Raw genomic sequence first — 20,491 nt, forward strand, 5'->3', positions numbered from 1 at the left:
GCGGGATTTTTGAAAATCCCGCCCTTTCTTCTTTCTGTGCAATATTGTTTTTAATAGAAATTGGCTCTGTTGTCCACTATTTCTGCATCTTCTCTGATTGTTTGCAGCAACTGGTAGCTCACTTTTGATTCAAGTGTTCTTGCCAGCTGTTGTTTTACCTGTTCGGTATCCACTTCAGCTTTTTCCTTGTTGGTTACTTCCACCAGGTAAACTCCGTTGTTTCCGGCAACTGCATCGGACAACTCATTTTCAGGAGAGAATACTGCCAAAGCTACCAATGCGGGCTCAACACCTGCTCCTGCAACCTGGAATGCACTGAAATCAATGCCTGTGGCTGATTGAACCTCTTCTTCCATGCTTTCAGCAATTTCCTGCAGTGATTTACCACTCTCTTTTTCCTGCTGAAGACGTTCTGTCAGAACTTCTTTCTTCTTGTCGTTCAACAGCTGTCGCTCTATGCGACTGCGAACGTCTGCCAGCGGCATGGTACCCTCTTCTGTAATGTCGGTAAGAACCGCAATTACAAATTGGTCTCCAAATTCATAAATGGGCGACAAATCTCCGGGTTCGGCTTCAAAAGCCCACTTGACAAGCTGTCGGGGAGATTCCAAAGCACCTACCTGACGGTCGTTCTTGTTCAGATTACGTCCGTACCTTTTGGTGAGATTCTGCTCCTCAATGGCGGTATTGAATTTCTCTGCAGTGTTGTTTAGTGCAGCAAACTTTGTAGCTTCTGAATAAACATTCTGATATGTTTGAGAACTGTATGTTACTTCACGTCCCAGAGTAGCCAGCTGATATTTTGTTGTCGGCACTCCCTTGTCCTGAATGTGAATGATATGTGTTCCAAACTGAGTTTCCACTTTCACAATGTCGCCTTTATTTCCAAAGAAACTGGCATCATCAAATGGTTTTACCATCATACCCTGACGGAACCATCCCAAATCACCTCCGTTTACGGCAGATCCCTGATCTTCTGAGTACTGGCGGGCAAGCTCCGCAAAGTTTGCTCCGTTGTTCAACAGGTTAATCAAACTGTCAGCTATTTCATTGGCCTCATTGGGATTCTGTGGATTCTGACGTAGCAAAATGTGACGAGCTCTCACGGAATCGGGCAACTGAGCCACATCTGTCAGACGGGTCAGTTTATAGGTGTCATCTTCGAAATAAGGTCCATATACTTCATTTTCGGAAGCGGAGGTTACAAAACCTCTGATTTCCTCATCCAAAGCTTCTGCTTTTAGATATCTTCCGTTGAAAGGAATGTCCGAATTGATCCTTACAAACTGAGCTGCATCAATTTCAGGATTGCTGAAATCTTCACGCATTTCCAATAAACGCTGACGGGTCTGTTCACGATCTTCTTCGGTGGGTTCCACATCAAAAGTCAGATATTCAATGTCACGACTTGCGTCCTGCTTGAATTCCTCCTCATTGTTGTTGTAATAGGTCTCAATTTCCCCATCGGTAACACTCACTTCATCATCAGCGATGGAAGTCATACGGGCCACCACAAAGTTGAAATCCACTTTGGTATTCCGGGCATTTGCTTCACTTTCAACCCACTGGTTGGTAACCATCATGCCATTTTCCAGCAAGGATGAATACTTGCTGAACAAACGTTCGTTAATGATTTGTTGCTCAACAAATGTCCAGTAAAAATTGGCTGTTGGATCGTATTGTTTGGAGCGGAGAAAGTTAATCACCTGCTCTTTGTCAAATGCGCCGGTTTGGGGATTGCTGAAAAGCTGACGAATGGTGGGGTGAACATTTGTTCCGGTTACCATTTCCAACAATTCTGCAGAGGTTACTTCAATACCAAGTTCCTGGTACTTTTCACCCATTATTACTTCATTTATTAACTGGTTCCAGGCCTGATCGCGCAGACGGTTAACCATTTCAGCGTCAAGAGAAGATTCTCCTGAGTTCAAACGTGTATATTCCTCCATTTCTGACACACGTGCCTGAAAATCCTGAATGGAGACAGATTCTCCATTTATCTCCGCTACTTCCATTTGTGATCTCTGAAAAATGGATGAGCCTGAACTCAGCAGGTCGGTCATTATGAAGGCAAACAGGGCGAAGCCGATCATTACGGCTACAAGAACTCCTCCTTTACTTCTGATTCTTTCTAAAGTTGCCATTCGAATACAGATTAATTTTGTTTTTTTAAATCAGGTGACGAATATACAAAAAATTGCACAATCCGTTTTCCTATTCCTCTTTAAGAAGCGCGAATTTATAATGATTATGGAAACTGACCAATTATTCCTCAGTCTGTTTGATGAGCTCCACCAATTCAATCTTGGAACTGGTGGCTTCCAGGATGCGGATGGTGAAACCCGGAATCCTGATCTCCTCACCGATGGTGGGGATGGATTCGTTAAAATTGAGAATCATTCCTGCCAGGGTTTCATAATCGTCCGAAACAGGCAAATCAAGTGGATATTTTTCATTTAGGTAATCCACTTCAAAACGTGCGGATAAATGATATTTGTAATCGTCGATTTGCTTTTCTACAAGGTCTGAGATGTCATGTTCATCGTCTATTTCTCCAAATATCTCTTCAAGAATGTCCTCCAGCGTTACAATTCCTGCTGTGCCGCCAAACTCATCCACCACCAGCGCAATACTGCGGTGTTCCTTGGTAAATATTTCCAGCAGCTTGTTGGCGGTCATCGTTTCCGGAACAATACTGATGGGGTTGATGATGTTTTTCAGCTTTCTGGGATGCTTGAAGAGTTCTGAAACATGTATGTAGCCTATAATGTTATCGATGTTTTCTTTAAAAACCAGGATTTTGGAGTGACCGCTGTCAATGAATTTTTGTCTCAGGTTTTCGATGGACTCCTCTGCATCAATGGCCTCCAGGTCTGTTCTGGGGATGGTGCATTCGCGTATCTTTACCGATGAAAAATCAAGCGCATTTTTCAGGAACTTTACTTCCTGAGGCATATTGTCATCTGTTGCATTCTGTTCCTGGTGCTCTTCCAGCAGGTGGTTGAAGTCCAGTCGGCCAATAACCAGATCTTCGGTGGATATTGCTTCTGTTGAATTGCCAAATTTCTTCAGGAGAAAGTTGGATGCCCCGACGGTGAGTCTTGAAATAGGAAAGAAGGTTCCGTAGAATAGTGTCAGAGGAATGCTGAACATATTCAGGGTGAAAACGGGGTTGAGACGGAACAATATCTTGGGCAGAAACTCTGCCGTTATCAGGATGATGAGCGTCGATATCAGTGTTTGAAACAATAAGATGGCAAAGTCGGACGAGAAATACCTGGAAATCATCGGTTCAAACAAGTGGCCCATGTAAATACCATAAACCACCAAGGCAATGTTGTTGCCTATGAGAATGGTCGTGATAAACATTCCCGGCTTTCGGAGAAATCGGTCGATGAGGCGGGCTATTCTCGGGTTTTTTCGTCTGTTTAATTCAATCAGTAATTTGTTGGCAGAGAGAAATGCCATTTCACTGCCTGAAAAAAAAGCTGAAAACAATATGGTTGCAATGATGATCGGTAAATATTCCATTACTCAGTTGATAGGAGTCTGAATCGCAAGGTAACAAAAAATCTTTCTGATCGGGAATTATTCCGATTGGTTCTCTTGAACACTCAATATTCCACTTATTCTCTTGATGGTGTAGTTCTCCAGCCTTTCATCCGACTCAAATCCGTAACCGGTCAGTATTTCCTGATCCGTAGTGATTTTTATGAACTCGTCGGAATAGATGGTGTGTTTCCGTGAATCCCAAAACAGTTGCTCGGTGTTGATTACTTCATTTTTGAAATTGACAGCTTCCACATCGTCCTGAAGTTCCCATAGGTCTTCGCTTTCATGGAAAATGGCGTACCGGCTTTTTATTTGGGCATCAATTTCTTCTTTTTCGTTGTAAATGATCAGATGTAATCCCTTCGGAAATTCGGTGTAGGGCTTTTCCAAATTTTCATACTGATTCATCTCCGGGGTGATGAACCGGTAAGCAATTCTGCCGGAGTCGGTAACTGCTGTTTCCAAATCTTTGACCGAAAGAGATGGCAGGTTTTTCTCATCTACAGCAGCCTGTATCTCTTCCGTGGTGTTTGATTGACAGGAAGAAAACAAAACAAGAACAGCAAGCAGTAAAAATATACTGCCTGCTGTTTGTACACTTGATTTATGGTGTTTAAATCTGTGATTCATATGTTGTTTAGTGTCAGCAAGTGAATTGCTGTTTTCTTGCAAAAACGATTATTTGCTTCTAACGGTTGTGCGTTCACCAATCCAACCACCTACGGTATATGAGCCTCCTTTTTCAAGTCCCTGGAAGAAAATCTCTTTTTCTTCGGGGAAGTGCTTCACATATAAATTAATCAGGTTGTTGGCTTCGTCAGCTACTTCAGGATCTACTGATTTGGCGCGCAGGAATTTATCTACTGCTGCCCAGTAGGCTGTTTTGTGTGTGAACTCATCGTCACCAATTGAGGATGCTGACGTTGCGTAGGCCTTTCCAATCAGGATATAAGGCTGTCCCCATTCGGGATTGGCTTCAATAGCTTTCAGTGCATTGGATCGGGCTGAAGAGAAATTGTTTCCCGCCAGATTAACCAATCCTAACTGGTAGTAATATTTTGCTTTTTGAGTGTCATCCTCCACCAAATTAATGGCTTCTTTGTAATAATCGGAAGCACGGTCTGTATCTCCTGATTTCAGGTACATACGAGCCAGTCCGTAAGCTGAGGAGTGTGATGGCTCAATAGTGTGCTGGTATTCAGAAACTTTGTACAGTAAATCCATATCTTCACACATCTCATTTGCCAGCAAACGACTCACCCGCTTCAACCAGGGAAGATCTTCCTTATGCTCTTCCAACTGAGGAGAGAAAATTCTGTCCAGTGTATTGCAATCGGCTGCACCACTGCGGGCAAACAGCTCTTCTATTTTACCCGCCAAATCTTCAAGAGTGCTTTTGTATTTAGCCATCTTGGGATTCTCTATCTGTGCGTTCAGCAAATCGATGATGGTGGTGTAGTTATTTACCACATCTTCGGCCTGAATTTCGCCATCGTTAAACATCGCTACAGTGCTGGTCATGAAAATACCGAGAACAGCGGGTTGAGCAGACTTTCCGTCTTCTTCAACAGATTCCTTCAGCAAACCATACGCTTCTTTTCTGATTTCGCTGTCATCTTTCTTGAAATCCAGCATCGAAATGGCTTTTTTCCCTTTGATGTATGGAATGCCATAACGGGGATGATCTCCAAAATACTTCATGCGCTGATCATAAACCTTCATCAGCTCGTCGAAATATTTGTCCTTCTCAGCCTGGTTTTCTGCATGTTTTATTTTGTATTCCATGATTTTTTCACCATCGGTATAAAGCCTTCTGGTGGACAATGGACATTCGTTAAAAGCAGTTTCCCAATAAGGCATAGCCTCATCATAACGATCCTGTTTTACCAGTTCGGTATAAAGTGAGAGGTTTTTTAGACATTGGATGCTGTCTTCTCCGTGTCCGTACTTCGATCCGTCTTCCACGCCTTTTTGAGAAAAGGCCTGAACTGTTGACAACAGCAATCCTAAAGTTATAATTGCAAACGCTTTCATGAGAAATAATTTTTGTTTGTAATCTTAAACAGTTTCCTGAAAAAAAAACTATTCTGGTCTGATTTGTTGTTTTACTTTGCTTTCCCGGGTGTTTTGTTGCCTTCTCTTCTCCGTATATTGATCTGGCTTGTTAAAAAAGGCATATTTTTCAAAACAGCTGCAAAGGTAATTAAAATATCAGAAAAAATCTTTTGATTTCTGAGTTTGATTTACTGGAACTTCCATTTATTAAACCAGAACTCATGGAAAGTGAAATTCAAGGTAACTTTTCCATAGGTTTCTGACATGTCCAGATTGCCCGTTGGCTTTCTGGTTCCGTATTCAAAAACAAGGTTTACTGAAGTTTTTGAACGGTTGTATGGTAAACCTATTCCAAAAGTTATGCCAAAGTTGTTGATTTTATCATCGCCAATACGAATGTACTCTTCTCCGAATTTTACTCCCGCACGGTACTTCATGCGCGCCAGATAGTTTGGTGAGCGGCTGTCCGGGGTATATTGAGCCCCGGCCGAAAGTTGGGTGCTGTTGGTGGTTTGAGTGTGATTGTCGGGGAAATCCACATCCCCCCAGTTGGCCATTGTGTAATCTGCCGCCAGCAGAAGTCTGTCTCCGTTTTTGTAGGAAACACCCATGCCAATGGATTGTGCCATGTCGAAGCCTGATACATCTGATGTGTCGGTGGCTTCAGGGATAATGATGTTGGAACCAAAAAGTTTACCGTCTTCTGAGTAACTGGTGCCTTTGGCTACTGTTCTTTGAAAATCTCCCTTCAGTGATGCCTGTGGCCGGTAGGTAAATCCAAAGGTCATGGATTTCTCTTCCGAAATCTGATGGGTATATTGCGCACCCAGATCCATAAAGAAATCGCTTGCATGGATCTCGGACTGAACGCCATATTTATAAGCCTCAGGATCGTCCGAGAATTCTATGAAGGTGGTGTGCTGAATGTTGCCAAAAATATAACTGGCATGTGCTCCCACCGAGAAATTGTTGGCCGGCATAATGGAGACTCCTCCGTAAACGGTGGACAAATTTCCTGTTCCAATGGCCTTATTGAGACTTGTCCCATCCGAAAACTCAAATTTGTATCCTGAGTTGGAGAAAGGACGCAATCCCATCGTGGCATGCACTCGTTGTGAAATGGGAAAACCCATGGCAAAATAACTGAAATCAACATTGTTGTAGGTTTCATTTCCATCGCCGCTGGAGAATTCCTGTGTAAACCCTGAAATTCCTGCTTCAAAAAAGAAAGACATGGTATCTATTCCGGAGTAGGATGCAGGATTGAGAATGTTGAGGTGGTTGTCACTTTTGAGACCGATTCCGGTATTTCCCATAGCGGCATTTTGTCCGAATCCGGAGGTATTCAACTCACCAATGCCGTAACGGGAAAAGGGTGAAAAGGTTCTTTTTTGGCCAAATGCAGCAGTTGAAATCAAAAGTGCCAATAGCAAAAGGATGTGGTATCTGTTGTTTTTATGCATTGTATTCAATTATTCGGTTTAGTCCGGAAAGTACCAGATTTGGTTGTGCAAAGATGATACTTTTTGTGTAGCTGACAAAAAAATCTGCATCTCCTCCGGTTAAGATGACCTTTGCATCAGGGTATTGTTTTATAACTTTATTGATGTATCCTTCAAATTCCATGAGCAAACTGTTTTGAACTCCGGAACGAATTGCCTCCTCTGTGGTTGTACCCCAGAACGGAGTGTTACCGGTTGTTGTTGCCGGCAGCCGGCTGGTTTGCTGATGAAGGGCTGCAAACCGCATTTTTAACCCGGGCGAAATATTGCCCCCGTAATAAACATGATCATTGTAAAGATCAAAAGTGATGGCTGTGCCGGCATCTATAACCAATAAGGGGCTGTCCGGATAGATGGCTGCTGCTCCAATGACTGCTGCCAGTCGGTCTTTGCCCAGGGTTTCCGGTGTTTTGTATCCGTTTTTTACCGGAATTGGAGTGTGATGATCAAAAAAAATAAATGATCCTGAAATATTTTGAATCAATTCTTCAAATTCCCCAGTCTGGTTTGTAACGGATGAAAAAATAACATTGTCCGCACCATGCCGGTTTATCAGTTCAGTGATCACTTTTTTGTCAAGGAAAACCAGCTTGTAAGTGGCAATTAATTTCCCCTTGTCAAAAAAACCAATTTTGGTACTGCTATTTCCCTGATCAATCGCTAAATTCATGTTCTGAAATGTTAATAAAGGGCCGTTTGTTGAACATTTGCCGGGTTTTTCATGGCAAATTTAACCTGATTTATCAATTATGAAGGTTAATTCAACTTTTTTTGGTTTGGGGATTGTTCCCAAAAATTGTACCACATTATGCGAAAAGTTTTGGTAGTTGAAGATGATCGTTTCATCTCCGCAATATTTTCATTGTTTCTTAAAGATTTGGGGTTCGATATTATCGGACGATGCAAGGATGGGGTAGCTGCTCTGGAGGAGTGCAAATCCAACCGGCCGGACATTGTTTTGATGGATATCCATCTGGAAGGAGATTTGGATGGCATCCAGGCCGCGGAACATATTCAGCGGGAATGCGAAGTTCCCGTGATTTTTGTTTCAAGTGATACCAGCCATGATGTGGTGGAACGTGCTGTGTTCTCCAATTCTTATGGCTATCTTGTGAAACCCATCACCAAAAAGGAGTTGGGAATTACTATGGAACTGGCTTATTACAAGCATAAAGCGGATGTGGACCAGAAACGCAGAGAGCAAAGCTTCCGAAACTATATTTCCAAGGCTCCCATAGCTATGACCATCGTTCAGGACGGAATGATCAGGTATCTCAATAATCTGGCCCTCGATTTGTTTAAAACACATTATATGGAGGATATCGTGGGAACCTCTCTGGTGGATTTTGTGGATGATGAATTTGTACCGATGCTGGAAAGTGTTCTGGCAGATGATTTTTCCGAGGAAATTGAACCTTTCCATCTTCAGATAAAAACTTTTCACCAAAAACCATTGAAGGTAATGGTGCATGCCTCCAGAATTTTGTTCAATCAAAGACCTGCATTTCAATTTGGACTGGTGGAAATATCCGGGTTTATGGCGTGTGTCGATGAGCTTAAAAAGTGGAGAGAAGCTGCCCTTACCGGAGCGGGGCCTGTTCTGGTGATTAATCGACTCTTTGAGGTGGTGGATTACAACCCTGCTTTCAGGGAGTATGTAAATCCTGCTTTTGACATGCGTGGCCACTCGGTTTTTACTATGCGTCCCTGGATGAACATAGATCGTGGTGCCTTGGCCAATATTTTCAATCAGGAAACTACCGACTCAGTGACTATCTCCATCGAAACCACCACTCATTTACTTGAATGCCGCGGTTACGTTTTGAACAACGACCAGGGAGAGACCGAAAAGATTCTTGTGGTACTCCGTGAGGCCAAACCTAAGGGGCAGATGGAGTAGTGATCTCGTTCAGCTTATTAAGTAAATTGGTAATGCCTTTTATGTTTTTTATGGTGAGTACCAGTTTTTCATTCTTTTGTTGCATTTGAACTTCTCTGGGGTGTTGTTGTATCCATTGAAGAACCTTGCCGAATGTCTCTGACTGGTAAAATCCGGATTGCTGATTGTCAATAAAATGTAGTCGGGCTGTATGGTTTTTAAACAGCAGACGCGTAATGCCCATTGTTTTGGCTTTCATACGTACTCTTACCACATCGAGTAACGATTGTGTGGACTCAGGAATTGCTCCGAACCGATCCGTGAGGTTGTTTTCAAATGTTTTAAGTTCTTCTTCTTTTTCAATATTGTCAAGTTCCCGATACAGATCCATACGTTCAGCTGTATTGCTGACGTAGTCTTCCGGAATTCTTACTGCCTCATCAGTTTCAATCTGACAATCGCGAGTGTAGGCGGTTGTTTCATCCCCCGGTTTTGGTTCATCTTTGAAGAGTTCAGGGAACTCATCTTCACGGAGCTCCAGCATCGCTTCCTGCAAAATTCGTTGATAGGTTTCGTAACCTATGTCGGCAATGTATCCACTCTGCTCGGCCCCCAGCATATTTCCGGCACCCCGGATGTCCAGATCCTGCATGGCAATATTGAAGCCGCTTCCCAGTTCCGAAAACTCTTCTATGATGTGCAGTCGGCGTCGTGCATCCTGCGTAAGGGTTGATGATGGGGGAGCCAGCAGGTAACAAAAAGCTTTTTTATTGGAACGTCCTACCCGTCCGCGCAACTGGTGTAATTCGCTCAGTCCGAAATGGTGCGCATTGTTTATAATAATGGTGTTGGCATTGGCAATGTCCAGTCCCGATTCAATAATGGTAGTGGCAATCAATACATCATATTCACCTTCGATGAACTCCATCATAATCTTTTCCAGCTTGGCGCCTTCCATCTGTCCATGTGCTACCACGGTTTTTACCTCCGGCATCCACTGATTGATGGCTTTCTCCATCTCATATATGTTATGGACGCGGTTGTTGATGAAGAAGACCTGACCGTTTCGTTCCAGTTCGTAAGAGATGGCCTCGCGGATGATGGCTTCATTGAATGTGTGAAGTTCCGTAATAATCGGATGTCTGTTGGGAGGGGCTGTGTTCAGAATGGATAAATCACGGGCTCCCATCAGTGAGAATTGTAAGGTGCGGGGTATTGGCGTGGCCGTCAGTGTCAGGGTGTCCACGTTTACCTTGATGCGTTTGAGTTTTTCCTTTACGGCAACACCGAAGCGCTGCTCTTCATCAATAATCAGCAACCCCAGATCTTTAAATTCCACGTCTTTACCAACAAGACGGTGCGTCCCGATGACGATGTCAACTTTTCCTTCTTTGACCTCCCTGACAACCCTTTTGGTAGAGGATGTTTTTCTCAAACGACTTACATATTCTATATTACAGGGGAAATCTTTCAATCTTTCCCTGAAGGTGTGGTAGTGCTGAAGCGCCAGAATGGTGGTGGGAACGAGTACCGCCACTTGCTTATTATCGGTTACGGCTTTAAATGCAGCTCTTACTGCCAGCTCCGTTTTTCCAAAGCCCACATCACCGCACACAAGTCTGTCCATGGGAGTTTTCTCTTCCATGTCTCCTTTGATGGCTTGTGTTGCCTTATTCTGGTCGGGTGTGTCTTCATAAATAAAGGAAGCCTCCAGTTCTTTTTGCATGAAATTGTCGGCTGAAAAAGAAAAGCCGGGTTGCGCTTTTCGTGCAGCATACAGAGCAATGAGCTCTCTGGCAATATCCTTGACTTTTTTCTTGGTCTTATCTTTTACCCTTTGCCATGCCCCGGTTCCCAGTTTGTTGATTTTGGGTGGTTCTCCGTCTTTTCCTTTGAATTTACTGATGCGGTGCAACGAATGGATGTTCACGAGGATTACATCATTGTCTCTGTAAATCAACTTGATGGCTTCCTGCTGTTGCCCGTTTACTTCAGAAGACACCAGCCCTCCGAATCTGCCTACTCCATGATCGATGTGCACCACATAGTCTCCCGGGTTTAGTCGGGTAAGTTCCTTTATGGAGAGCGACTGCCGGGCAGCTCTGACTTTATCCGTGCGAAGCGAAAATTTGTGATAGCGGTCAAATATCTGGTGGTCTGTATAGACACAAAGTTTCAATTCATGATCGATAAAACCCTCGTGCAATGCATGATTGATCTCTTCGTACCTGAGGGATTTCCCACGGTCTTCAAAAATCTGGCGCAAACGATCCAGCTGCCGCGGGTTGTCCGATAAAATTAAGATTCGGTAACCTTCGCCTTGTTTGGAAAGGATGTCTTTTTCCAAAAGGTCAAAGTTTTTCTTAAAAACCGGTTGTGGTGAGGTCTGAAATTCAATTACGGGGCCGGTTATGTCTTTGCTGTGGATGCTTCCCCAGTTGATAACCGGAAAGTCTTCAAGAGCGGACCTTAACTCCTTTGGGGATACTAAATTTTCGGGAGAAGGAAGTCCTGAAACTTCCTCAGCTTTATCCTTCTGGTGGTATTTTGTTTCTACTTTTTTGAATATGGTTTCGGTTTTCTGGAAGACCTGTCGGGGAGATTGAATCCAGATTTTTGTCTCTTTATCAAGAAATGCGGGGAGGGTAATGTATTCTTTTCCGTCCCCGATTTTCCCCAAGTCGGGAAGCAAGGTAACCTGACTCAACGCCTTTTTTGAAAGCTGGTTTTCTATGTCAAATGTTCTGATACTCTCTACTTCGTCTCCGAAAAAATCTACTCTGACAGGGTCTTCATTTGAGAATGAGAAGATATCAATAATGGAACCGCGCAATGAATATTGACCGGGTTCATAAACAAAATCCACGCGTTGGAAGGATAACTCCTGCAGAAAATCTTCCACAAAAGAGGGATCCAGACTGTCTCCTGTTTTGATGGTCATGGATTGTCCGGTAAGGTCGGTGCGTGTGGGAACCTTTTCCATCAAGGCTTCCGAGTGAGTAACAATTAATGTATAACAGTCCGGGTTTTGAAGTTGCTCCAGAGCCTCAGTTCTCAGAATGGTATTGTTGCTGTCGGGCTGGCCAAATTCAGGAGAACGTTTGTAGGTGGAGGGGAGGAAAAAAATCCTCTCTTCTCCTGAAAGTTGTACCAGATCGTGATAGAAATAAGCTGCTTCTTCTTTGTCTTCCAGAATGAAAAGATGTTTGCTTTTGTCGCTTGCAGCAGCTGCCAAAAGTGCAGCAGAAGACCCGGAGAGTCCCTTGAGTGTCAGATTTCCGTCAGGCGATTGTGTCCATTTTTTTATTTCTTGAAGACTGGTATGATTGCCGAATATTGCGGGTAATGTACTTATTTCCACGTGTTGTATTTTTATTGCAAAAGTAGAAACTATTCAATTAATTCACTACTGACTTGTGAAAAATTGAGATTGCATATCTACTCTGGCCGGTAATAAATGCGATTCCCTGAGGCGTTACTCTGCCCTCAACCCTCAATATCCTGCAAAAGCCTGTCATTGGTAGTTCGCATCTCAATTAAATTTTGAGGCATAATGGGAATATTACAGATAGGGGAGGTCCCCGAATGGGGCCAATTGTTAATCGTCTGATTTTTAGCTCATTGCAAAAATCTATTGTTGTTAACGTAGTGAAGCAATCTCAATTTTTTAACCGGACACCAATATTTTCAAATAAAAGTTTTCACAGATCATTGTGAAATTTTTTCACAATGATTTCTTTTGCTGCCCTAAATTATCTTTACTTTTATCCACCCCGAATGGGTAATGAGAATCTTTTATAAATATTTAATCAGAAAGCATCAATGCAGGTATCAAAATTTGGTGGTGCTTCAGTGAAAAATGCTGAAGCGGTAAAGAATCTTCTTGAAATAGTAAATCATCTGGACAAATCTCAGGTCATTGTTGTTTCCGCCATGGGGAAGATGACCAATGCTTTTGAAACTTTGATTCAGTATTATTTCTCAGGAGAAAAAGAGGAATGCAAGGCTCAATTGAAATTTATTAAAGAGTTTCATAACAATATTATCCTCGATTTGTTTGGTGATCTTCAGCATCCGATGCTTTCAGCTTTTTGGGAGTGCGTGCGACAGTTGGAGGTTAAGCTGGAACAATTGCCCTCCATGCATTTCGATTACGAATATGATCAGGTTGTCTCTTTTGGGGAAATTTTTTCCACACACATTATAAGTGCATTCCTGAATACATCGGGTGTTAATAATAAATGGGTGGATGTCCGGCATGTACTGAAAACCGATGACCTTTATCGGGATGCCAATGTGGATTGGCTAATGACGGAGGAGTTGATGGAGCGGACTTTTTCATTCACGGAGACCTCTCTTTATCTGACACAGGGCTTCCTGGGCGGCACATTCAGCAATATCTCCACAACGCTGGGACGTGAGGGATCCGATTATACAGCAGCCATTATCGGGTATGTGTTAAATGCTGAAAGGGTAACTGTATGGAAAGATGTTCCCGGTATCCTCAATGCTGATCCGCGAATTTTTCCTGATGCTCAAAAAATTGACAGCCTGTCGTATGCCGAAACCATCGAATTGTCCTATTACGGTGCTCAGGTAATTCATCCCAAAACATTAAAACCTCTGCAGAATAAACAGATTCCCTTGTATGTAAAATCATTTTTGGATAGAGAATTGCCCGGAACGGTCATTCGTCAGGAGAGTCCAAAAATCCCTGTTCCTGTTTTTATCCTGAAGAAAGATCAGGTGTTACTGACTTTGTCTCCCCGGGATTTCTCGTTTATCACAGAGGAGAATCTGAGCAGAATTCTGGCACTTTTTAGTCAGAATCATGTGCGCATAAACCTGCTGCAAACCTCAGCTCTTAACTTTACGGTTTGTGTGGATCGCAAAGACAGTTTTGTAAAAATGGTGGAACAACTAAAGGAGTTTTACAGTGTCAGGTACAACGATCAGGTGGAGTTGCTGACTATCAGGCATTACAATCAGGAGGTGATTGATGAAAAACTAAAAGACCGGGTTGTGATTGACTCGCAGGTGACCCGCAAAAATGCACGTTTTGTTCTCCAGAGTTCTTAACCTGGTTTATTCATCGCGGTGGCTGTAATCCGACACGGAATCTACTAGTGTAAAGATCTATTATTTCTCAAACTAATTTTTGTGCTATTTTAATTTGCCTGCGTTAAGCTTTTTTGCCGTAGTTCACTATGGCTGTAATTATGCCATGCTCACTTCATTCAAAGTGCAAGGTTTTTTAAGTATCAGGCAAAATTTTCTTTTGGATGGCTTTTGTGTTAATATTTTTTCTTCTGCCTTCTGCTTCTTAAACTTCTGCCTGTAGGTCACTAACCTCCAACTTCTAAAAATCTAACGAACTATTGATATTTTTGTATTACATGAAATCTTCAACCTGTTCTGATGAAATCAGGTTCGCACCTTTTTGTTCCATATCCTTCAGTGCTTTTTCTGTATCACCGGGATTCATATTAACACCTTTGGTGGCATCGGTAATCAGAAAGGTCTCATAACCCAGCTTCAGTGCATCGTTTATTGTAAACCAAACACAAACATCTGCTGCAAGCCCTGTGATAAAAAGGCGTTTTACTCCTTTTTTCCGGAGGTATTGGTGCAGTTCAGTCTCTATTTTATGGCCGTTGTCGAAAAAAGCGCTGTAAGAATCCACCTCCGGGTTGGAGCCTTTGAAAATGATCTTGTGAATAAGGGATTGGTTAAGCAAGGAAGATAGCTCAGCCCCCGGACTGCCCTGAATGCAGTGGTCCGGCCAGAGAATCTGATCCAGCCCGTTGAGTACGGTGTTGTCTCCCGGTTTTTTCCCCGGATGGTTGGAGGCAAAACTTCCATGGTTGGCAGGATGCCAGTCTCGTGAGGCAATAATCAGGTTGAATTTCTTTTGGAGATCATTGATTACAGGTATTATTTGGTTTCCCTGAGAAACTGCAAGGTTGCCTCCGGGAAGAAAGTCATTTTGAACATCTACTATCAGTAATGCATTCATGGCAAGACCTTTTTTATCCTGATTAATTCATAAATTTTTTTAATGAGATGCTCAAATAGCAAGAAATCCAATCAACCGCAGATAAAATTAATGAAGGGAATAATGATTATTTTCCAATCAATTTTATTGAGGACGATTGTAGTTCGCAGTTAGTTGAGCATCGTAATAAATTATTTGTGAAATATTCAGGTTAGGATTAGAGGTAGTTTTACCCCTGCTTATCCTGTTTATATTTCACGATTAATTCCAGTCTTCTGTTGTAAAGTGTTTCCTCAATTCCTACAGGATATATGTGCGGGTTTACAAATCGTTTGATACTTTTATCTAACAAATCAAGTTGTTGTGATGTTCGTTGTTGCAGTTTTAAAATTGGCTCTTGCTGATATACGCATTTCCCTTTCTTCAGCACCGGAACCAGCAAGTCCTCGCAGGAAAGACTTGCCTTATCCAGAATCTTTGTGCGGGTCGGATCTGAAGGGTCTATCATTTTCACAGGGCCGGAGAGGTCTTTTCGCTGATCATAAATCATATCACCGGCCATAACTCCATTCCGGTAAAATCTTTTGACTTGTTGAATTCCCGGGATATTGACCTTGATGGATTGTTCGGATAGCTTAATGCGGTCGAGCCATTCTCCGGTTTTAGTCTCTATAGCCGCGAGCTTATAGACACCTCCGAGTGCCGGTTGATCAAAAGCGGTAACGAGCTTCGTGCCGATGCCCCACGAATCAATGGCTGCTTCCTGTTGCTTCAGGCTTGAAATCAGATATTCATCCAGGTCATTGCTGGCTACAATCTTCATATGCTGCAGTCCGGCTTCGTTCAACTTTTTTCTTGCCAGTTGACTCAAATAAGCCAGGTCGCCTGAGTCCAGTCTGATGCCTTTAATCCGGTATCCTTGAGCTTCTACCTTTTTTGCCGCTTCAATGGCATTGTCTATTCCTTTAGGGGTATTATAGGTATCCACCAAAAAAATGGTGTTGGTGGGCAATGCGGCGGCAAAAGCATCGAAAGCTGCCGGTTCATCCTCAAACGCCTGAACCCAGCTGTGTGCATGGGTGCCCAGAGCCGGAATGCCCAGGTGATATGCCGCCAAAACATTGGAGGTTCCGGAGCATCCTCCGATAAATGCCGCTCTGGTGGCAGAGATAGACCCGTCTATGCCCTGTGCTCTTCTGAGACCAAACTCCATGACTGGTTCCCCTTTGGCAGCAAGGTTGATTCTGGCCGACTTTGTGGCGATGAGCGTCTGAAAGTTGATGATGTTTAACAGGGCGGACTCGATTAATTGACATTGCAAAATGGGCCCTTTTACACGGATGAGCGGTTCATTTGGAAATACAACTGTTCCTTCTTGGATCGCTTCCACATCGCAATCAAACTCCATGGTGGTAAGGTACTCCAGGAACTTTTCATCAAACAATGGCCTGGAATCATTCCCTTTTAAACTCCGGAGATAGTCAATGTCAGCTTGGCAAAAGTGAAACCTGTTCAGATAATCTATGGCAGTTTCCAGTCCTGCTGCAATGGTAAAACCTCCGTCAAACGGATTACTTCTGAAAAAAAGATTGAAAACGGCATTTTGCTCATGCATGTTGTGTTTCCAGAACCCGTAAGCCATTGTGATTTCATAGAAATCGGTCAGTAGAGCAAGGGAAGTAGTATTTTTTGTTTCTGAATAATTCATAAATTATTGATTCAGCTTTATTACAAATCCCGCCTGATATGCCTGCAGATTACCCTCTCTGTCCAAAACCGGCCACGCAAGAAGAACCGACTGAATATCTTTAGTCATTGTGCCGGCCTGAGGGTCCACACGCCATGTCTCTTCAAATTGTAATTGTGCAGTTTGCGATCGTTCAAATTTGCCGCTTGATTCCATCTCTTTTACTTTCTCCACAGAGATAGGTTCCCGGTTGTAGTAGTCCAGTGCCTGGGCTTTTCCTTCATAAACCGCTTCGAAAAGGAGATTGATGAGTTTTTTGTGTTCCAGATTTCGCAGGCGTGACGAGGCCCATGTATTGGTGGTGTCAAGATTGATGATGTTCACCGGGTAAAGGATGGTGTCGGCAACTATTATTCCTGAATTAGCAGAAACAGTCAGGGCTTCTTTTTTTTCGGATTCTGATTGACAGGATAAAATACTAAAAGATAAGAGGATCAAATAAAGGAATTTGTTTAACATATTGCTATCTTTTAAAGGTTAACATCATACCGTTTTGGTTTCTGTTGATTTTTCCGTTTGAATAAGCCTGATGTCCGTTGACAAACGTATGCGTTATCCGATGCGAAAATGTGGTTCCTGAAAAAGGACTCCACCCACATTTATATTGTACTGAGGAATCTTCAACTTTTTCCTTTTTTCCGGGATCGATAATGACCAGATCGGCAAAGTACCCCTCTTTGATATAACCCCGTTTTTCAACTCCGAAAAGTTCTGCCGGGGCATGACACATTTTTTCCACCACCATCTCTTTGGTGAAAATTCCTTGTGTTGATAACTCAAACATAGCTTGCAGGGAGTGTTGTACGAGTGGACCTCCCGATGGCGCCTGGAAATAACTGTTGTTTTTTTCTTCCGCGGTATGGGGGGCGTGATCGGTGGCCACTACATCCAGAATATTGTTTCGCAGGGCTTCCCTCAATGCTTCCCGGTCCTGAGTGCTTTTGACGGCAGGATTCCATTTTATCCGGGATCCGAATTTGTCATAATCTTCGTCCGAAAACCAAAGGTGATGTACGCATACCTCTGCGGTTATTCTTTTTTCCCGCAGGGGGAGAGCATTGGTAAAAAGGGACATCTCCTGTGCCGTTGATAAATGCAGGATGTGCAACCGGGTGTTGAACTTTGATGCAAGTTCTACAGCCATGGAGGAAGATTTGTAGCAGGCTTCGGCACTTCTGATTTGAGGATGATACCTGAATGGCATTTCTTCCCCGTATTTTTCTTTAAATATTTTGGTGTTGTTCTTGATGGTTGTTTCGTCTTCACAGTGCGTTGCAATAAGCATGGGGACTTCCCGGAAAATGTTTTCCAACGCTTCTTTTTTATCAACCAGCATATTTCCTGTGGAGGAGCCCATAAATACTTTTACTCCGCAGACAGTGGCCGGATCTGCTTTTAAGACTTCCTTCAAATTGTCGTTGGTTGCTCCCATATAAAAAGAGTAATTGGCAACGGAGCGTTCTTCTCCTATCCGGAACTTCTTTTTGAGCGCTTCTATGGTGGTGGTTTGCGGATTGGTGTTGGGCATCTCCATGAATGAGGTAACTCCGCCCGCTACCGCGGCCCCCGATTCTGTGTAAATGTCGGCTTTGTGTGTGAGGCCCGGTTCTCTGAAATGCACCTGGTCATCAATGACTCCGGGAATAAGGTAACATCCTTCTGCATCTATGGTTTTGTCGGCTTCAGGAAGCAGGTCTCCTTTTCGGAAGATTTTTTCAATCAGACGGTCGTTGATTAGGACACTTCCTTCAAAGGAATTCCCCTGATTGATAATGGTTGCATTTTTTATGAGTGTTTTCATCAGTATATAATTAGGGGTTGCTGAAAAACAATTAAAGAGGTAATAGTAAAAAGATTATAGTTAATAATTTTATTTAAAGTGCAAGGTTTATCAAGTAAATCTTTCAAAGAGTTTGCACTTGTGGTGGTTAATAATCAAAATATTACTGTTCAAAAGATTTATTCTTTAGGTTAAACGATGTTTCCTATTTAAAAGGCGCGGTGGCCTGTCCGTTTTCCGGGTCGGCGGATAGCGGGAAGCCAAAATGGGCGACTTTCATGGCCTTGCGCAATGGCCGGAAATTTTGGTTTTCGCGGGCGGATAGGTTTAAACGGACTAGATTTTTTTGTTTCTTTTTGGAGCAATGCCAAAAAGAAAAACAATAAAGAAATTAAAAATTGGTCTGCTGACTTTTTCAGTAGCCTGTAATTAAACAAATTTATTGGTATGGTGGAACTCGTCTCAAGCAATCGGGACTCGTTTCATAGTTTGTATTTGAATAAAGTGACAGGCAGGGTTAACAGATGACAATGCTTAATATAAGAAACCGACGGAAAATTGTCAGGTAATAAAACTTAAAAATCAGATACGCCTAAGCGATTATACTTCATATTTCTTGAAGAAACTGCTGATTTTCATCTTTATAACACCCCATAAAGCCTCACTGAAGATTCCTCCGCTCATTTTTGATGCGCCTTCCTGACGATCGGTGAAGATAATGGGCACTTCAATAATCTTGAAGCCATATTTCCAGGTAGAAAACTTCATCTCTATCTGAAATCCATATCCTTTGAGACGTATTTTGTCCAGCTTTATGGTTTCCAGCACTTTGCGGTGGTAGCATTTGAACCCGGCGGTAGTATCCATTATTTTCATTCCGGTAACCAGTCTTACATAAGTGGAAGCAAAATAGGACATTAATACCCTTCCCATAGGCCAGTTCACCACATTTACTCCCGATTTGTACCTGGATCCAATGGCTAAATCAGCACCATCCTCGGAGCATGCTTTGTACAGGCGGTTTAAATCTTCCGGGTTATGAGAAAAATCGGCATCCATCTCGCAGATGTACTCATATCCTTTTTCCAGGGCCCATTTAAAACCTGTGATGTAGGCTGTTCCCAGTCCCAATTTGCCTGCTCGTTCCAATAGATGAAGTTCCGGAGCCGATTGCTGCATCTCTTTTACAATGGACGCGGTTCCATCCGGAGAACCATCGTCTATTATAAGAACGTCAAAAGGGGTGGGTTGGGCAAATACAGCCTTTATAATGGCTTCGATATTTTCCTTTTCATTATAGGTTGGTATGATTACCAGATTTTTTGATTCTGTCATTTGGCTTGTTGGTATATGAATGTTTGTCGTATTGTTTGTGCGAATTTACGAATTTAGAACTGGTTAATGGTTCTATATATAAGGTTTTTTGGAGAAGGAGGTTTAATAGCTGATGAGCTGATGAGCTGTTGAGCTCAACCCTCATTCCTCAACCCTGATTTCCCCTTGACACTCTCCCCCAAAATTCTTACTTTTACTTTTCTGACATAAAATTTGAGACGTCTATATTTGACCCTCAGCGGGTTGACATTTTTTTACACAAATAGATTGAAAAAAGATTTGGAAAAGCGGGAAACAATGCGTTATCTTTGCACCCGCTTTGCAAGAGAGACCAAGGGGTCCGAGCGAAAAAGCAGAGCAATCTTTTTGGAGTAAGAGCTGACGAGATCAGCACTTGAAAAAAAGATGAAAAATAATTTTGGCGAAGAAAAATATTTGATTTATCTTTGCACTCGCTTTTGAAAAAAAGCAGGCATCCCGAAGGGGGCCATCGGCCGGTACAGTAGGTTCATGAACGTACTATACGGCAAAAAAAGATCTTTGAAATTATTAATGCAAAACCAAAAACAAGGTAAAAGCGGATCCACAAGTCAATTTCAATAATTTGGAGTCGGGATTTTTTGTTTGAGGATATGTTCTTAAAAGA

General features: G+C 42.7%; 14 protein-coding genes. 2 read left to right on the top strand and 12 right to left on the bottom strand.

The window, feature by feature from the left end; all coding sequences use genetic code 11:
- Positions 1-50 precede the first annotated feature (50 nt).
- From BY457_RS01690 to BY457_RS01720, 6 genes are all read right to left on the bottom strand, one after another.
- Complete coding sequence (locus BY457_RS01690) at positions 51-2,144, bottom strand: peptidylprolyl isomerase (RefSeq protein ID WP_106151599.1); 2,094 nt, start codon at positions 2,142-2,144, stop codon at positions 51-53.
- Between the two features lie 121 nt (positions 2,145-2,265).
- On the bottom strand, positions 2,266-3,531 hold the full coding sequence (locus BY457_RS01695) for a hemolysin family protein (protein ID WP_106151600.1): 1,266 nt from the start codon (positions 3,529-3,531) through the stop codon (positions 2,266-2,268).
- A 57-nt stretch (positions 3,532-3,588) separates the two neighbouring features.
- On the bottom strand, positions 3,589-4,182 hold the full coding sequence (gene lptC, locus BY457_RS01700; RefSeq protein WP_106151601.1) for an LPS export ABC transporter periplasmic protein LptC: 594 nt from the start codon (positions 4,180-4,182) through the stop codon (positions 3,589-3,591).
- A gap of 48 nt (positions 4,183-4,230) precedes the next feature.
- Positions 4,231-5,586 (bottom strand): tetratricopeptide repeat protein, encoded by a 1,356-nt coding sequence (locus tag BY457_RS01705; RefSeq protein ID WP_106151602.1) that lies wholly within the window; start codon positions 5,584-5,586, stop codon positions 4,231-4,233.
- 209 nt (positions 5,587-5,795) lie between these two features.
- Positions 5,796-7,070, bottom strand: coding sequence for a hypothetical protein (locus BY457_RS01715; protein ID WP_106151604.1), 1,275 nt, complete (start codon positions 7,068-7,070; stop codon positions 5,796-5,798).
- On the bottom strand, positions 7,063-7,779 hold the full coding sequence (locus tag BY457_RS01720) for a type III pantothenate kinase (protein ID WP_106151605.1): 717 nt from the start codon (positions 7,777-7,779) through the stop codon (positions 7,063-7,065). Before BY457_RS01720 ends, BY457_RS01715 begins: the two co-directional genes overlap by 8 nt.
- 138 nt (positions 7,780-7,917) lie before the next feature.
- Between BY457_RS01720 and BY457_RS01725 the strand changes: the two genes are divergently transcribed.
- A complete protein-coding gene (locus BY457_RS01725; protein WP_106151606.1) occupies positions 7,918-9,009 on the top strand; it encodes a response regulator in 1,092 nt (363 codons plus the stop codon).
- Here the strand turns inward: BY457_RS01725 and mfd are convergent.
- Positions 8,990-12,349: a transcription-repair coupling factor gene (gene mfd, locus BY457_RS01730; protein WP_106151607.1), complete on the bottom strand. Its 3,360-nt coding sequence runs from the start codon at positions 12,347-12,349 to the stop codon at positions 8,990-8,992. The genes BY457_RS01725 and mfd overlap by 20 nt on opposite strands.
- Before the next feature lie 461 nt (positions 12,350-12,810).
- Between mfd and BY457_RS01735 the strand changes: the two genes are divergently transcribed.
- Positions 12,811-14,067, top strand: a complete 1,257-nt coding sequence (locus BY457_RS01735) for an aspartate kinase (protein ID WP_106151608.1) — start codon at positions 12,811-12,813, stop codon at positions 14,065-14,067.
- Between the two features lie 313 nt (positions 14,068-14,380).
- Here BY457_RS01735 and pncA read toward each other — a convergent pair whose 3' ends face one another.
- From pncA to BY457_RS01760, 5 genes are all read right to left on the bottom strand, one after another.
- The gene (gene pncA / locus BY457_RS01740) at positions 14,381-15,004 is read right to left on the bottom strand and encodes a bifunctional nicotinamidase/pyrazinamidase (RefSeq protein ID WP_106151609.1); all 624 of its coding nucleotides are present in this window, start codon (positions 15,002-15,004) and stop codon (positions 14,381-14,383) included.
- Between the two features lie 208 nt (positions 15,005-15,212).
- Positions 15,213-16,691 carry a nicotinate phosphoribosyltransferase gene (locus tag BY457_RS01745; protein ID WP_106151610.1) on the bottom strand — a complete coding sequence of 493 codons (1,479 nt, stop codon included), beginning with the start codon at positions 16,689-16,691 and terminating at the stop codon, positions 15,213-15,215.
- 3 nt (positions 16,692-16,694) lie between these two features.
- Positions 16,695-17,189, bottom strand: a complete 495-nt coding sequence (locus tag BY457_RS01750) for a hypothetical protein (protein ID WP_106151611.1) — start codon at positions 17,187-17,189, stop codon at positions 16,695-16,697.
- 4 nt (positions 17,190-17,193) lie between these two features.
- Positions 17,194-18,531 carry a dihydroorotase gene (locus BY457_RS01755; protein WP_181256306.1) on the bottom strand — a complete coding sequence of 446 codons (1,338 nt, stop codon included), beginning with the start codon at positions 18,529-18,531 and terminating at the stop codon, positions 17,194-17,196.
- 579 nt (positions 18,532-19,110) lie between these two features.
- Positions 19,111-19,845 carry a polyprenol monophosphomannose synthase gene (locus BY457_RS01760; protein ID WP_106151613.1) on the bottom strand — a complete coding sequence of 245 codons (735 nt, stop codon included), beginning with the start codon at positions 19,843-19,845 and terminating at the stop codon, positions 19,111-19,113.
- Positions 19,846-20,491: the final 646 nt, after the last annotated feature.

The sequence above is a fragment of the Marinilabilia salmonicolor genome (assembly GCF_003003035.1).
In the GTDB taxonomy this organism is placed as follows: domain Bacteria; phylum Bacteroidota; class Bacteroidia; order Bacteroidales; family Marinilabiliaceae; genus Marinilabilia; species Marinilabilia salmonicolor_A.

Coding starts and splice junctions, on each gene's coding strand:
- BY457_RS01690 (WP_106151599.1), bottom strand. CDS start 2,144: ATGGCAACTTTAGAAAGAATCAGAAGTAAAGGAGGAGTTCTTGTAGCC.
- BY457_RS01695 (WP_106151600.1), bottom strand. CDS start 3,531: ATGGAATATTTACCGATCATCATTGCAACCATATTGTTTTCAGCTTTT.
- lptC (WP_106151601.1), bottom strand. CDS start 4,182: ATGAATCACAGATTTAAACACCATAAATCAAGTGTACAAACAGCAGGC.
- BY457_RS01705 (WP_106151602.1), bottom strand. CDS start 5,586: ATGAAAGCGTTTGCAATTATAACTTTAGGATTGCTGTTGTCAACAGTT.
- BY457_RS01715 (WP_106151604.1), bottom strand. CDS start 7,070: ATGCATAAAAACAACAGATACCACATCCTTTTGCTATTGGCACTTTTG.
- BY457_RS01720 (WP_106151605.1), bottom strand. CDS start 7,779: ATGAATTTAGCGATTGATCAGGGAAATAGCAGTACCAAAATTGGTTTT.
- BY457_RS01725 (WP_106151606.1), top strand. CDS start 7,918: ATGCGAAAAGTTTTGGTAGTTGAAGATGATCGTTTCATCTCCGCAATA.
- BY457_RS01735 (WP_106151608.1), top strand. CDS start 12,811: ATGCAGGTATCAAAATTTGGTGGTGCTTCAGTGAAAAATGCTGAAGCG.
- pncA (WP_106151609.1), bottom strand. CDS start 15,004: ATGAATGCATTACTGATAGTAGATGTTCAAAATGACTTTCTTCCCGGA.
- BY457_RS01745 (WP_106151610.1), bottom strand. CDS start 16,691: ATGAATTATTCAGAAACAAAAAATACTACTTCCCTTGCTCTACTGACC.
- BY457_RS01750 (WP_106151611.1), bottom strand. CDS start 17,189: ATGTTAAACAAATTCCTTTATTTGATCCTCTTATCTTTTAGTATTTTA.
- BY457_RS01755 (WP_181256306.1), bottom strand. CDS start 18,531: ATGAAAACACTCATAAAAAATGCAACCATTATCAATCAGGGGAATTCC.
- BY457_RS01760 (WP_106151613.1), bottom strand. CDS start 19,845: ATGACAGAATCAAAAAATCTGGTAATCATACCAACCTATAATGAAAAG.